This is a genomic window from Streptomyces bobili, assembly GCF_002154575.1.
Lineage (GTDB): Bacteria > Actinomycetota > Actinomycetes > Streptomycetales > Streptomycetaceae > Streptomyces > Streptomyces bobili.
Genome location: NZ_MUBA01000073.1, coordinates 1 through 14281 on the forward strand (window position 1 = coordinate 1; position 14281 = coordinate 14281).

The 14281-nt window shown below is 70.6% G+C and carries 11 protein-coding genes and 1 pseudogene; 5 read left to right on the forward strand and 7 right to left on the reverse strand.

The window, feature by feature from the left end; genetic code table 11:
- The coding region (locus tag BZL64_RS07115) for a galactose oxidase early set domain-containing protein (protein WP_143663024.1) at nucleotides 1–1466 on the forward strand (1466 nt) is incomplete at its 5' end.
- A 57-nt stretch (nucleotides 1467–1523) separates the two neighbouring features.
- Here BZL64_RS07115 and BZL64_RS07120 read toward each other — a convergent pair.
- Nucleotides 1524–2753 carry an RNA-guided endonuclease InsQ/TnpB family protein gene (locus BZL64_RS07120; protein ID WP_086767224.1) on the reverse strand — a complete coding sequence of 410 codons (1230 nt, stop codon included), beginning with the start codon at nucleotides 2751–2753 and terminating at the stop codon, nucleotides 1524–1526.
- Between the two features lie 381 nt (nucleotides 2754–3134).
- Nucleotides 3135–4958 carry a phosphoenolpyruvate carboxykinase (GTP) gene (locus BZL64_RS07125; RefSeq protein ID WP_086767226.1) on the reverse strand — a complete coding sequence of 608 codons (1824 nt, stop codon included), beginning with the start codon at nucleotides 4956–4958 and terminating at the stop codon, nucleotides 3135–3137.
- 292 nt (nucleotides 4959–5250) lie between these two features.
- Between BZL64_RS07125 and trhA the strand changes: the two genes are divergently transcribed.
- The 4 genes and pseudogenes from trhA (at nucleotide 5251) to BZL64_RS07145 (ending at nucleotide 9054) form a co-directional block, all read left to right on the forward strand.
- Nucleotides 5251–5964, forward strand: coding sequence for a PAQR family membrane homeostasis protein TrhA (trhA, locus tag BZL64_RS07130; protein WP_086767228.1), 714 nt, complete (start codon nucleotides 5251–5253; stop codon nucleotides 5962–5964).
- A 101-nt stretch (nucleotides 5965–6065) separates the two neighbouring features.
- Nucleotides 6066–7657, forward strand: a pseudogene (locus tag BZL64_RS07135) (MFS transporter).
- 5 nt (nucleotides 7658–7662) lie between these two features.
- Nucleotides 7663–8295 carry a TetR/AcrR family transcriptional regulator gene (locus BZL64_RS07140; protein WP_483025095.1) on the forward strand — a complete coding sequence of 211 codons (633 nt, stop codon included), beginning with the start codon at nucleotides 7663–7665 and terminating at the stop codon, nucleotides 8293–8295.
- 33 nt (nucleotides 8296–8328) lie between these two features.
- On the forward strand, nucleotides 8329–9054 hold the full coding sequence (locus tag BZL64_RS07145) for a Mut7-C RNAse domain-containing protein (RefSeq protein ID WP_086767233.1): 726 nt from the start codon (nucleotides 8329–8331) through the stop codon (nucleotides 9052–9054).
- 13 nt (nucleotides 9055–9067) lie between these two features.
- Here the strand turns inward: BZL64_RS07145 and BZL64_RS07150 are convergent, their stop codons facing one another.
- From BZL64_RS07150 to BZL64_RS07170, 5 genes are all read right to left on the reverse strand, one after another.
- The gene (locus BZL64_RS07150; protein ID WP_086767235.1) at nucleotides 9068–9670 is read right to left on the reverse strand and encodes a hypothetical protein; all 603 of its coding nucleotides are present in this window, start codon (nucleotides 9668–9670) and stop codon (nucleotides 9068–9070) included.
- On the reverse strand, nucleotides 9657–11243 hold the full coding sequence (locus BZL64_RS07155; RefSeq protein WP_086767237.1) for a vWA domain-containing protein: 1587 nt from the start codon (nucleotides 11241–11243) through the stop codon (nucleotides 9657–9659). The genes BZL64_RS07150 and BZL64_RS07155 overlap by 14 nt, the downstream gene beginning before the upstream one ends.
- Nucleotides 11240–12415, reverse strand: a complete 1176-nt coding sequence (locus BZL64_RS07160) for a toxic anion resistance protein (RefSeq protein WP_086767239.1) — start codon at nucleotides 12413–12415, stop codon at nucleotides 11240–11242. The genes BZL64_RS07155 and BZL64_RS07160 overlap by 4 nt, the downstream gene beginning before the upstream one ends.
- A gap of 15 nt (nucleotides 12416–12430) precedes the next feature.
- A complete protein-coding gene (locus BZL64_RS07165; RefSeq protein WP_086767278.1) occupies nucleotides 12431–13507 on the reverse strand; it encodes a substrate-binding domain-containing protein in 1077 nt (358 codons plus the stop codon).
- A 130-nt stretch (nucleotides 13508–13637) separates the two neighbouring features.
- Nucleotides 13638–14222, reverse strand: coding sequence for a Uma2 family endonuclease (locus BZL64_RS07170; RefSeq protein ID WP_086767241.1), 585 nt, complete (start codon nucleotides 14220–14222; stop codon nucleotides 13638–13640).
- Nucleotides 14223–14281: the final 59 nt, after the last annotated feature.

Genomic DNA, 14281 nt, shown 5'->3' on the forward strand with positions numbered 1-14281 from the left:
TGGCGGGCCACTGGTACCCGTCGGCCACCGCGATGGGCAACGGTGACGTCGTCTCGCTGGGCGGCCTCGCCGAGGACTCCTCCGGCACGGTCGTCAACGAGCACTTCTCCTACGCCCAGAACAAGTGGCTGCCGCTCGGCGAGGCCAAGCAGGCCTGGTCCTTCTGGGGCCTGTACCCGTCGATGATCCTGCTCCAGGACGGCCGCCTCTTCTACACCGGCAGCCATGTCTTCGGCAACGGCCTGCCCGGCACCGGCGCCTCCGTGTACGACTACCAGGCCGGCACCATCGCCGACGTACCGGGCCTGCGCAAGAAGGACGAGCGGGACCAGTCCATGTCGGTGCTGCTGCCGCCCGCCCAGGACCAGAAGGTCGCCACGATCGGCGGCGGCAACCACACCGTGTCGCCCGACGCGCACGGGCTCGTCGACCTGATCGACATGAAGGCCGACTCGCCGCAGTACGTACCCGGCCCCGATCTGCCGAAGGGCCGCTACCAGGACGGCACCCCGCAGACCGGCGCCCAGGGCAAGGTGTACGTCTCCGCGGTCATCCTCCCGGACGGCAAGGTCCTGGAGACCGGCGGCGCCCTGCACACCTACCGCGAGGACCCCGTCTTCGAGGCGTCGCTCTACGACCCGGCGACCAACACCTTCCAGGCGGGCCTGGCGACCGACCCGGTCCCGCGGACCTACCACTCCTCGTCCCTGCTGCTGCCCGACGGCCGCGTCCTGAGCGTCGGCGACAACCCCGGCGACGGCTCCTTCGACCAGCGCGTCTCGATCTACAAGCCGCCGTACCTGTTCAAGGGCGCCCGCCCGCAGATCACCTCGGTGGCGAGCACCGACTGGGCCTACGGCACCGACCAGCGCGTCACGGTCGACAAGCCGGTGGTCAAGGCCTCCCTGATCCGCCCGGCGGCCATCACCCACTCCTCCGACCCCAACCAGCGCTATGTGGACCTGCCGATGACGGTCGACGGCAACACCATCGACCTCAGCCTCACCAGCAACCCCAACCTGGCCCCGCCCGGCTGGTACATGCTGTCGGTCGTCGACGCGAACGGCGTGCCGTCGGTGTCGAAGTGGGTGCGGATCGGCGCGGCCGGCCAGGTCGCGACGGCCCGGGTCCAGGACTTCGCGGAAGACCTGCGGGCCGCTCCCGCGAGCGAGAGCGACACCGCCGTACCGGAGAGCACCGACCACGGCGACCACCAGAACAACCAGGGCCACGAAGGCGTCGAGATGCCCGCCGGCTTCGACGGCTGCGACCACTCCTACGGCACCATCAGCCAGTGCGTGCCGTGGACCTTCCCGAAGAAGCTCAACACCGTCGCCGAGCGCTGCGACTGGCTCAAGAAGAGCGGCTACGGCACCGGCCTGAAGGTCTCCGGCCGCGACCGTCACGGCCTGGACCGCACCAAGGACGGCATCGCCTGCGGAAAGGGTGACGTGAGGAAGAATTGACATGCTCCTCGGGCTGAAGCCCGAGGATTCTGGCCGTCCCTGCCGGTTGCCGTGCCGCTACGCGGCACGGCAACCGGCAGGGATTCCGTGGCTTCCTGTTTCTTCGCGCTGTGCCAGAACAGGTTCTGGTCTTACCGGCGCTCCGCAGGCCGATACCGCCAGTCCGGCGGCCTGTTTCACGTTGATCGCGGCGTTGTGGTCCCGGTCGTGGACGGTGCCACAGGCGCGGCAGGTCCATTCCCGCACGGCCAGAGGTTTGGGCCCGTCCCGGTGGCCGCAGGTCGAGCACCTCTGGCTGGTGGGCTCGAACCGGCCGACCTTCACGAAGGTCCGTCCGTACCGCTGCGCCTTGTATTCGAGCATGGTCACGAACTGGGACCAGCCCGCGTCGTGCACGCTTTTGGCCAAGCTCGTGCGCGCCAGTCCCGCCACTGCCAGGTCCTCCACTGCGACCGCTTGGTTCTCGCGGATCAACGTCGTGGAGAGCTGGTGGTGGAACTCCTTGCGCGCATCGGCCACGCCCGCGTGGGCGCGGGCGACCTTCTGCCGGGCCTTGGCTCTGTTCCTCGATCCCTTTTGTTTGCGGGAGAGTTCCCGCTGCGCTTTCTTCAGTTTCTTCTCCGCGCGGCGCAAAAACCGCGGGCTGTCGATCTTCGTGCCGTCGGAGAGGACCGCGAAGTGGGTGAGCCCCAGGTCGATGCCGATGGCGGCCTCGGGGTCCGGCTCCGTCCAACGGGCCCGGTCGGTGTCGACGTCGGTGTCGATGACAAAGCTGGCGAAGTACCGGCCGGCCGAGCCAAGGATCACCGTGACACTGGACGGCACGGCGGGCAATACCCGCGACCACTTCACCTTCACGTCGCCGATCTTCGGCAGGGACAGCCGCCCGCCGCTGGTGATCTTCCAGCGGGCGTTCGTGGTGAACCGGATCGCCTGCCGGGAATCCTTGCGTGACCTGAAACGCGGCGCACCCACCCGCTTCCCCTTGCGCTCGCCCTTCAGCGAGGCGAAGAAGTTCCGGTACGCGGCCTCCGCATCCCGCAACGCCTGCTGCAGGACGACCGAGGAAACCTCGCCCAGCCAGGAACGTTCGGGGGTGTTCTTGGCGTGGGTGATCAACTGCTGGGACAGGACGGCAGCCTTGGGGTAGGGCTGCTGGGCCGCGCGGGCATCCTCACGGGCGCGCACCGCGTCGTTGAACACGACACGGGCACACCCGAACGCCCCTGCCAACGCGGCGCGTTGACCGGGCTCCGGGTACAACCGGAAGGCGTACCGAAGCTGCATTCGGCGATCGTACGAACAAGCGGCACTCGATGTCGCCGGGAACATCCATTCCCTGTCTCACCCTGGGGCCGCAGCGTCCGGCTCCGCCGGAACGCCCCCGTGGCGCTCCGCCCCACAGTCACGAGATCGGCTTCACCACCGGCGTGAACGCCGATGCACTCGGTAGCGGGTCCTCGGTGCGGGGGCCTCATGGCCTCATGGGCGAAGGCCTGCCGCCGCCCGTCCCGTCGGGGCCGAAGGGTGGGCGGCGACAGGCCCAGGGCCCCCCACGCCGTTGTGCGGGGCCTCGCCGGTCTGTGGTGCTGTCACCGCGGCCGGCCGTGACGATATTGCTGGTCAGGGCTCAATCGGAACCGGCCGCGGCGTTCTTGGGGGGCTGTTTCAGCCCAGGCGCTCCACGAGAGCGCGGTACTCGTCCCACAGTTCCTTCGGCGTGTGGTCGCCGAAGGTGTTGAGGTGCTCGGGGATCAGGGACGCCTCCTCGCGCCAGATCTCCTTGTCGACCGTGAGGAGGAAGTCGAGGTCCTTCTCCGCCAGGTCGAGGCCCTCGGTGTCGAGGGCACCCGGCGCCGGCAGGACGCCGATCGGCGTCTCGACGCCCTCGGCCCTGCCCTCCAGGCGCTCCACGATCCACTTCAGGACACGGGAGTTCTCGCCGAAGCCGGGCCAGACGAACTTGCCCTCGTCGTCCTTGCGGAACCAGTTGACGTAGTAGATCTTCGGGAGCTTCGCCTGGTCCTTGTCCTTGGCGACGTCGACCCAGTGGCCCATGTAGTCGCCCATGTTGTAGCCGCAGAACGGCAGCATGGCGAAGGGGTCGCGGCGCAGCTCGCCGACCTTGCCCTCGGCGGCGGCGGTCTTCTCGGAGGCCACGTTGGCGCCGAGGAAGACGCCGTGGTTCCAGTCGAAGGACTCCGTCACCAGCGGTACGGCGGTGGCGCGCCGGCCGCCGAAGAGGATCGCCGAGATCGGCACGCCCTTGGGGTCCTCCCACTCGGGCGCGATGATCGGGCACTGCGCGGCGGGCACGGTGAAGCGGGCGTTGGGGTGGGCGGCCGGGGTCGGTGACTGGGGCGTCCAGTCGTTGCCCTTCCAGTCGGTGAGGTGAGCGGGCGGCTCCTCGGTCATGCCCTCCCACCACACGTCGCCGTCGTCGGTGAGGGCGACGTTGGTGAAGACCGCGTTGCCCCACAGCGTCTTCATCGCGTTGGCGTTGGTGTGCTCACCCGTGCCGGGCGCGACACCGAAGAAGCCGGCCTCGGGGTTGATGGCGTACAGGCGGCCGTCCTCGCCGAACCGCATCCACGCGATGTCGTCGCCGATGGTCTCGACGGTCCAGCCGCGAGTGGTCGGCTCCAGCATGGCGAGGTTGGTCTTGCCGCAGGCGCTCGGGAAGGCGGCGGCGACGTACTTCGACTCACCCTGCGGGGGCGTGAGCTTGAGGATCAGCATGTGCTCGGCGAGCCAGCCCTCGTCGCGGGCCATGACGGAGGCGATGCGCAGGGCGTAGCACTTCTTGCCGAGCAGGGCGTTGCCGCCGTAGCCGGAGCCGTAGGACCAGATCTCGCGGGACTCGGGGAAGTGCGAGATGTACTTGGTCGAGTTGCACGGCCACGGCACGTCCGTCTCGCCCTCGGCGAGCGGCGCTCCGAGCGTGTGCACGGCACGCACGAAGAATCCGTCGGTGCCGAGTTCGTCGAGGACGGGCTGTCCCATGCGGGTCATGGTGCGCATGGACACGGCGACGTAGGCGGAGTCGGTGATCTCGACGCCGATCGCGGAGAGGTCCGAGCCGAGGGGACCCATGCAGAACGGGACGACGTACATCGTCCGGCCCTTCATCGAGCCGCGGAAGACGCCCTTCTCGCCCTGGAAGATCTCCCGCATCTCCGCGGGGGCCTTCCAGTGGTTGGTCGGGCCCGCGTCCTCCTCCTTCTCGGAGCAGATGAAGGTGCGGTCCTCGACCCGGGCGACGTCGGTCGGGTCGGATGCCGCGTAGTAGGAGTCGGGGCGCTTGACGGGGTCGAGTTTCTTGAAGGTGCCCTTCTCGACCAGTTCCTCGCTCAGCCGCCGGTACTCGGTCTCGGATCCGTCACACCAGACCACGTTGTCCGGTTGCGTCAGTTCGGCGATCTCGTTGACCCACGAGATCAGTTCCTGGTGCTGGGTGGGGATGACGGGGGGAGCCGCGATGTCGCGCGCCACGATCGCTCCTAGGTGAGGGATTTTGTCCTTGTCTGCCCCGTGGGGGCCGCGGCCCGGATGCTTCGCAGCGAGCTGCTGAGCGCTCATCCGGTGCCGACCGCACTCATTTGATCATCCGACGCGACAGCGCATCTGTCCAGAGGGCATCACAGATGAGCGGCGTGAGGCTCGCCACGTGTTGCTCCGCGCACCCCTGCCGTGCCCCCGGCCGGCGTGAGACGATGGCCACTCCTGACGCCTCATGTCGCCCCACCGGCCCGTAACTTACGGTTCCGTAGGTACGATGCAAGGCATGACTGCGTCCGCCCCCGACGCGCGTACGGACACGCCGGCCGCCGGCCGCGGTCCCGTCGCGCTCCCCCTGCCGCATCCGGTCAAACCGAAGCTGCGCGGCTGGCTGCACCTCGGAATGTTCCCCGCCACCCTGGTCGCGGGCCTCGTGCTCACCGCGCTCGCGGACTCCACGAGAGGCCGCATCGCCTGCGGAATCTTCGCCCTCACCGCCTGCCTGCTGTTCGGCGTGAGCGCCCTGTACCACCGGGGTGACTGGAGTCCGCGGATGGACGGCGTCCTGCGCCGCCTGGACCACGCCAACATCTTCCTGATCATCGCGGGCACCTACACGCCGCTGACGATGCTGCTCCTGCCGGGCGGCAAGGGGCAGGTGCTGCTCTGGGGCATCTGGGCAGCCGCCGCGGCCGGGATCGTCTTCCGCGTCTTCTGGGTCGGCGCCCCGCGCTGGCTCTACACCCCCTGCTACATCGCGATGGGCTGGGCGGCCGTCTTCTTCCTGCCGGACTTCATGCGCGCGGGCGGCATCGCCGTACTGGTCCTGGTGATCGTCGGCGGCCTCCTCTACAGCGCGGGCGGCGTGATCTACGGCATCAAGCGCCCCAACCCGTCACCGCGCTGGTTCGGCTTCCACGAGGTGTTCCACTCCTTCACGCTGGCCGCGTTCATCGCGCACTACGTGGGCATCTCACTGGTGGCGTACCAGCACGGGTAGACCCACTCCCCCTCCAAGGGCCACGGCTTTCGAGCCGTGGCCCTTTCTCGTGCGCGCGCCTTGGTTGACAGTGAGCACCTTTTGAGAGTTACTCTCATTTCATGGTTACTATCAGTTCACCCGATCCCCGCCGTTGGTGGGCCCTCGCCGCCCTCGTCGCGAGCATGCTGACGCTCGGCTTCGACATGACGATCCTCAACGTGGCGCTCCCGACGATGGCCCGCGACCTGGGCGCCTCCACCGGGGAGCAGCAATGGATGGCGGACGCGTACGTCGTCGTCTTCGCCGCGCTGATGCTCCCCGCCGGACTCCTCGGCGACCGGTTCGGCCGGCGCCGCATGCTGATCGCCGGGCTCGGCGTCTTCCTGGCCGGTTCGCTGGCCGGGGCGCTGGCCGACGGTGTCACCGCGGTCATCGCCGCCCGCGCCGTGATGGGCGTCGGTGCCGCGCTGGTCACCCCCCTCGCCCTGTCCGTGCTGCCCTCGCTGTTCGCACCCGAGGAGCGCACCAAGGCCGTCGGCATCGTCTCCGCCGGCTCCACGCTCGGCCTGCCGCTCGGCCCGATCATCGGCGGCTGGCTGCTCGACCACTACTGGTGGGGCTCGGTCTTCCTGGTCAACCTGCCGATGGCCGCCGTCGGCATCGCCGCCTGCGTCTTTCTCCTCCCCGAGACCCGCGACCCCGCCTCCCCCAAGGTCGACGCCACCTCCACCGCGCTCACCGCGGCCGGGCTCGGCGCGCTCATCTACGCGATCATCGAGGCCCCCACCCGCGGCTGGACCGACCCGCTGGTCCTGGCCCTGCTCGGCGCCGCCGCCGTACTGATCGCCGCGCTGGTCCTGCGCGAGCGGCGGACGGCGCGGCCCATGCTCGACATGACGCTGCTCGCGCAGCGCGGTTTCCTGTTCAACGCCCTCGCCGCGACCCTGGTGATGTTCGTGCTGTCCGGCCTGATGTTCCTGCTGCCGCCGTACCTCCAGGCCGTCCTCGGACACGACGCCCTCGGTACCGGCGTACGGCTGCTGCCGCTGATGGGCGGTCTGACGGTGGCCGCGCGGGCCGCGCAGCCGGTCGTCGCCCGGTTCGGGTCACGGGCCGTGGTCAGCGCCGGCCTGGTGGTCCTCGCCTTCGCCGCGCTCCTGGGCAGCCGTACGACGGTGGACTCCGGGTACGGCTTCACCGCGCTGTGGCTGACGGTCGCCGGGGCCGGCTTCGGCCTCTCGATCGTCCCCGCGATGTCCGGCGCCCTGGGCACCCTGCCCACCGACCGGGCCGGCTGGGGGTCCCCCCACGCCTTTAAGGCAGTGGGGGAGGCTCGGGCCTGCTGATGACCCTGCGGCAGGTGGGTGGCGCGATCGGCATCGCCCTGCTGGGCAGCCTCCTCGCGAGCGCCTACCGCGACCGCCTCGACGTCACCGGACTGCCCTCGGGGGCCGCCGACACGGCCGGGGAATCCGTCGTGGCCGCGCATGTCGTCGCCGACCGGGCGGGCACGGCGGACCTCGTGGCCTCCGCGAACAGCGCATACGTGCACGGCATGGGCGTCACGATGCTGGTCTGCGGTGTCGCCGCCCTCGTGGCCGCCCTGCTGGCCGCCGCGTTCCTGCCGGGCGGCGTGCGCGGCAGCCGGCCGTCCGCCCCCGACCCGTCCGCCCCCGACCTGGCCGCTCCGGCGGCGGATGCCCGACAATGACCACCATGACGGCCGCACGCTCCCCCCTCTCGCCCGCCGACCGCCCCCAGCTCGGGCTCCGCGAGCGCAAGAAGATCAAGACACGCGAGGCGATCCGCACCGCGATGTACGCGCTGGTCGAGGAGCAGGGCTACGAGGCGACGACGGTCGAGCAGATCGCCGAGCGGGCCGAGGTGTCGCCGTCGACCGTCTTCCGCTACTTCCCGACCAAGGAGGACATCGTCCTCACGGACGAGTACGACCCGATCCTGCTGGAGGAACTGCGGTCCCGGCCCGCCGACGAGCCGTGGCCGGACACCATCCGGGACGTGATGCTGGCCGCCGCCCGCGTGGGCGTCGAGGAGGACCTGCGCGTGGCACGGCTGCGCACCCGGCTGATGGTCGAGATCCCGGCCGTGCGCTCGCGGATGATGGAGAGCATGTCGGTCACCGGCCGCATGATCTGCGGTGCGCTCGCCGAACGCACCGGCCGCGACCCCGACAGCCTGGAGGTCCGCGTCTACGCGATGTCCTTCATCGGCGGCCTGATGGAGGCCTCCCTGTACTGGGCGGAGAAGGGCCACCAGGGCGACTTCACCGATCTCGTCGACCGCGCGCTGGACGTCCTGGAGCACGGCCTCGGGACGGAAAAACCCTGAGGTCCCCCCGTGTCCCCATGCCATCCTGACCAGGTGAACGCACCCGAGATCCGCGTCGAAGTCGCCCCCGAGCTGGCCCTGTTCGTCCCGCCCGCCCGGCGCTCCGGCGCCACCGCACTCGCCGTCGACGGCGTCTCCACCCTCGGCCATGTCGTCGAGTCCCTCGGGGTGCCCCTCACCGAGGTCGGCACCCTGCGCGTCGACGGACGCGAGGTGCCGGTCTCCCACATCCCGGCCGACGGCGAGTCGGTGAGCGTACGCCCCGTCAGCCGCCCCCAGCGGGTGCCGGGCGCCCCTCTGCGGTTCCTCCTCGACGTCCATCTCGGCACCCTGGCCCGCCGGCTGCGGCTGCTCGGCGTGGACACGGCGTACGAGTCGGCCGACATCGGCGACCCGGCGCTCGCGGCCCGCTCGGCGGCCGAGCGGCGGGTCATGCTGAGCCGCGACCGCGGCCTGCTGCGCCGCCGGGAACTGTGGGCGGGCGGCTTCGTCTACAGCACGAACCCCGAGGAGCAACTCCGCGACGTCCTCGACCGGTTCGCCCCCGAACTACGCCCCTGGACGCGCTGCACCGCCTGCAACGGGCTGCTGCGCGAGGCCACCAAGGAAGAGGTCGCCGACCAGCTCAAGGGCGGCACGCGCAAGACGTACGACGTGTTCGCGCGGTGCGGGGAGTGCGGGCGGGCGTACTGGAAGGGCGCGCACCACGAGCAGCTGGAGGCCATCGTGGAACGCGCCCTTCGGGAGTTCGCCGGCTAGCTGGGGCCTGGCACTACTGCGAGCGGTCCTCCAGATACCGGGTGTGCGACTCCTGCCGCCGCGCCTCCGTCTCGCGCAGCCCCGCCGCCAGCCGCTCCGCCTCCTCGTGCAGCAGCGTCAGCTGCTGCTCCAAGTGCCGCTCGGGGGGTTCCTGGCCGGGCACGAGCCGCGTCCACCAGCGGGTCCGTACGAACGTGTCGACCGCCTCCGGAACGTCCTGGCGTACCGCCCGGGACAGCGAGTGCACCCCCTCCGGGTCCTGGACGAGGATCTCGGTGACCCAGCCGGGATCCAGCAACGCGGTGAGCAGCTCCGTCAGTTCGGTGAGCCGGCCGCCCGCGGCGGGCGGCAGTTCGACGTCCGCGAGATAGGCCTTCAGCCGGTCGAAGTCGGCCCGCACCTCGTCGAGCTGCGCCGAAGGGTCCGGGAAGTCCGGGAGCGCGGGCCGCTCCGGCGGCGCGATCAGGGCGCCGGCGCCGTACAGACCGACGACCACGACCGGCCAGTACGGCCCCGCCACGCTCGTGAAGGTCAGCACCAGGCCGGCCAGCCCGCACGCGCTGCCCGCGATGTTCTTGCGGGACTCCAGGTAGCCCGTGAACCTACTGGTAGCCACGGATCTCCTCGAAGGCGCCGTCCAGCGAGCCCTGCTGGGCGTCGAAGAGACGGCCGCCGGTCAGCTCGGCGATGTGCTCCAGTTCCGCACGGTCGGAGTCGCCGAAGAGGATGGGGAAGACGGGGATGTCCCGGCGGTCGCCGGTCAGCTTCGCGTAGAAGGCGTCGAAGTCCCCGGCGTCCGCGCCCGCGGTGTTCTCGCCGTCCGTCATCAGCACGATCGACGTGAACGTGTCCTTCCCGGTGCCGAGATGGCCGTACGCCTTCTCCAGGGACGTGAAGATCGCGGTGTCGCCCTCGGCCTCCAGGGCCTTGGCGTCGGCGCGGATCGCGTCGAGGCCCTTGTCCGGGTCGGCGGGGTCGACGACGTGCGTGCGCACGCTCTTCACGTCCGAGCCGAACGGCATCAGGGTGACCTCCTCCCGGTCGCGGAAGTCCCCGGTGAGGTCGGTGAGGGCCGTCTTGAGCCGGCTGAGGCGGTCGCCCTCCATCGAGCCGGAGGTGTCCAGGACGTACACGGTCCGCGAGGGGCGGCGCAGTTCGTTCTCGTAGGCGTCGAGCAGGCCGTCGGCGACGGAGCGGCTGCCGGGGAAGGGCAGTTCGCGCCGCCGGCCGGTGTCGAGGCCCGCCGCGGGCGGCACCGAGGCGACGACCGGGCGGCGGTGGGTGCGGTCGGTGATCAGCCGCTGGACGGGCTCGGTACGCAGCGCCTCGGTCACCCGGCGCACGTTCTCGCGGGTCGTCGGGTCCGTCGAGGCGAGCGAGGAGAGCGGGTAGTCGGCGGTGACGACGCCGTCCTTCGGGCGGATCACGGTCAGGTCCGGGATGCCCTTGAGGACCGACTCGTAGTTGAGGAGGGCGTCGACGTCACCACGGCGGGCGTACGCGCTCGCCAGCCAGCCCGAGGAGCCCGAGGTCAGCTTCTGCCCCTGGAAGAACTCCTTCAGCCGGGGCCGGGCCTTCGTCACGTCCGCGTCGGTGAGCGCCGACTGGGCGCCGGAGAGCGCCGAGGCGACCGAGACCAGCGTGGAGAAGCCGGAGTTGGAGCGGGCCGGGTCGGTCATGCCGTAGGTGAGCCGGCCGTCCTGGACCGCCTGGTCGATCTGCGACCAGGTGACCTCCGCCGGCTTCCAGCCCAGCTTGCCGACCGTGGCGGTCCTGACGCCGATGGCGACGGGGCTGGACATGACGGGGGTCTCGGACACGACCTTCTTCGCCGCGTCCGGGCGCAGCCGCAGATAGTCGTTGGAGGACAGCCATACGGCGTCGTAGCGGCCGTCGGTCTTGCCGGTGGCCAGCAGGTCCACGGCGTCGAGGGTGCCCATGTAGGTGGGCCGGAGGGTGACGCCGGTGTCCTTCTCGACCCGGTCGAACACCGGGGTCATGTCGCTGAGTTCGCTGGAGGCCAGGACGCGCAGGGTGCCCGGCTTCGGGGCGTTCGCGTCGCCTTCACCGTCCTTCCCGTCGCTCTGCCCGGAGCAGGCCGTGGCCGTGAGCAGGGCGGCGGACGCGAGGACGGCGGCCAGGGGTCGCGCCAGGGGTCGTGACAGGGTTCGCGCCAGGAGTCGTCTCATCCGGTGCCACCCTCCAGGGCGCCCCGCTTGCGGCTGCGGTCCAGATACGTGCTCGCGTGCTGGAGTTCCGACGTCAGGTTCTCCACCGTCACCGCCATCGCCTCGGTCGCCTGGACCTTGTAGCTGTCGATGGCGTCGAGCGTGCGGTAGATCTGCTGGAACGCGGTCCGCAGCGTCTCCGCCCCGACCGCCGGGTCGGCGGCGATGCGCTGGATCTCCCCGCTCTGGGTGGCGAGCATCTCCGCGTTGCCGCGGATCAGGTCCTCGGTGGTCCCGCGCAGGGCGTTGACCTGCTCGACGACCTTCTTCTGGTTGTCCAGCGCCGAGGCCAGCATCACCGAGATCCGCAGCGCCGACACGGTCGTCGTGGCCGCCCGGTCGACGCCCTTGATCAGCTCCTCGTTGTTGCGGCGTACGACGTCCATGGCGAGGTAGCCCTGCGCGCACACCGCGAGCTGGGTCAGCAGGTCCTGGTGCTTCTGCCGGACCGGGAAGAGGACGTCGGCGCGCAGGGTGTCGCCCTGCGTGGGGTCGGTGGCCTCGACGCCGGTGATGTGCCGCTCGACGGCGCCGTCCAGGGCCTCGGTGAGGACGACGTACTCCTGGAGCTTGCCCATGGTCTCCCACAGGCGGACCCGTTCAGTCTGCAACGAGGCGTTGTCGCGGCGCAGTTCGTCCTGCCCGCCCCGCAGCGAGCCGACGATCCTGTTCAATGTCCCCTGCGCGGAGGCGTACTTGGCGACGTGGTCGCGCAGTCTGTTGCCGCCGGGCAGCCGGGAGAGGAACTTGCGGCCCCTGCTCGCGGGCAGGTCCCGCGGGTCCAGGTCCTCGACCACGCGCCGCAGTTCGACGAGCGAGCCCGCCACTTTCGACTGGGCGTCCCCGCCCTTGTCGGGCAGGCTGCGCACGGTGCGCTCCAGCATCCGGTTGGACTGCGAGGTCGCGGTGCGCATCTCGCCCGCGCCCAGCGCGGTGATCTCGCCGACCTTGCCGGCGAACTCGGGCGAGCGGGCGTCCAGGGCGGCCAGACCGTCGACGTAGGCGGCGGCCTTGGCGGCCATGTCGGTGCGGACCCCGTCGTCGACCGGGATGAGCCCGCCGGCCTTCTCCCGCGGTACGGCCGTGACGGCCTCCGGCGGGGTGAGTGTGAAGTCGCTGTCGCTGGTGCTCATCTGCTGTGTTCCCCCTTATCCGCGCGCCCGCCGCGCCAGCTCGTGCAGCACCGCGGAGGTGGGCACGGGGGCCTGGCGGACGCCGGTCAGCTGCTGCTTGAGATAGGCGGTGCGGCTCGCGGTGGCCGCCGCGAACTCGGCGAGGTCGCCCTGCGGGCGGAAGCCGTGCCGCACGGCGAGCTTGCGCAACCCCGGATCGCTGCCGAGGAGTTCGGCGACGGCCTTGCCCCGCTCGGTCAGCGGTACGACGGTGTGGTCGCTGTTGACCGTGGTGTCCGGGTAGAGGACGACCAGGTCGCCGGGGTTGGCCTGCTCGTCGAGGAGGGCGGCCACCTGGGACTCGTACACGAGGACGAGGGGATTGCCGGCGCCGCTGACGAAGTCCCGGAAGGCCGCGTCGGTGCTGGACTGCTGGGCGCCCTGCACGCTGACCAGCTTGCGCAGCAGCGGCGTGGTCTTCTCGACCTCGGCGTCGCTCGCGACCACCTTGCCGCCGTTGGCGACGTAGGAGGCGGCGGCCAGGTAGAGGGCGCCGGAGTTGGAGGTCTCCGGGTCGGTGCTGGAGATGTAGAGGGTGCCGGTCAGCTCCCCGTACACCGCGGCGCCCTTGAGCTGCTGCCAGGTGCGGTCGTCTCCGGCCGCGTCCAGGTGGGCGGCCATGTCCAGGGTGCCGCGGCTCTTCCCGTCGAGCGTGGCGAGCCCGTTCCCGGCGAGCACCTCGGCGGCCCCGCGGTGGGCCACGACGACGAGGGGCGAGTAGAACGGGCGGGGGAGGGTCCCCGTGACCTTGTACTTGGCGGCTAGTTCGGCCGCGGGCGCCTGGCTGGAAGGGAAGGCGAGGTCGAACCCCTTGAGGTCCAGCCCCTCCATGGCCCAGGACCCGGAGGTCTCGGCCTTCACGGTGTAGCCCTTGGCGGCGAGGGCCTTCACCACGTCCGGATCGGCGAAGAACTCGGCCTTCTCCGATCCGATGACCATCCGCACGGTCTTCGTTGCCGTGCCTGTCTCCTCGTTGTCCCGGCCTGCGACGACGGCGGCCACCACGCCACCGATCAGCAGCACCGCGAGGACGATTCCTGCGATACGTCTCACGCCGGGAGCGTGCTCCCGGAAGCGCACATTCCCGGGTGCCCCGGATGAACGGAGGGTGAAGGAGCGGCCCCGGAACACAACGGGAACCGACCGTTCCTGTTGCGGCGGTGTCCGGCGCCGGGAGCCCGGCTCAGTCCGCGCTGTTCCCGGCTTTGCCGTAGCGGCGGAAGTCGGCGGTCTCCACCGTCCAGGGACCGAACGGGACCTTGTCTCCGTAGATGTACGGATCCTTGCGCGTGTAGCGGCCCATGCAGGGCTCGGAGTGCACCTCGACGGTGCCGGTGCGCGGATCGACGATCAGGTAGTGGGGGATGCCCATGGCGGGGTAGTCGGCGAGCTTGTCGATGTAGTCGTTGTTCGGGTTGGACGGCGAGATGATCTCCACGACGGCGAGCACCTGCGTGGCGTCGACGGCGAGGCCTTCTTCGTCCAGAGCCTCCTCGGGGACGACGAGGGCGTCGGGGAGGCGCATGCGGCCCAACGCGGGGTGCTCGATCTCGGGGCCGTTCGCGCAGATGTACCCCGGGTGGGTGACGGGAAGCTGTGCGTCCAGTTGCTTGCAGACGCGGCGGATCGTGCCCTCGTGACGCTTCGACGGGCACATCATGGCCAGTATCGGGCCGGACGGGCCGATCTCGACGCTCCAAGCCCCATCGAGGCGCTCGGCGTAGGCCCCGAGTTCTTCGGCGATCGCGCGCATCTTCGCGTACTCCATACCCATGCGCTCAGGGTAATGAGATTGTGGCGCCCGGTCCGCGCGTCGCTGCGGGTGCA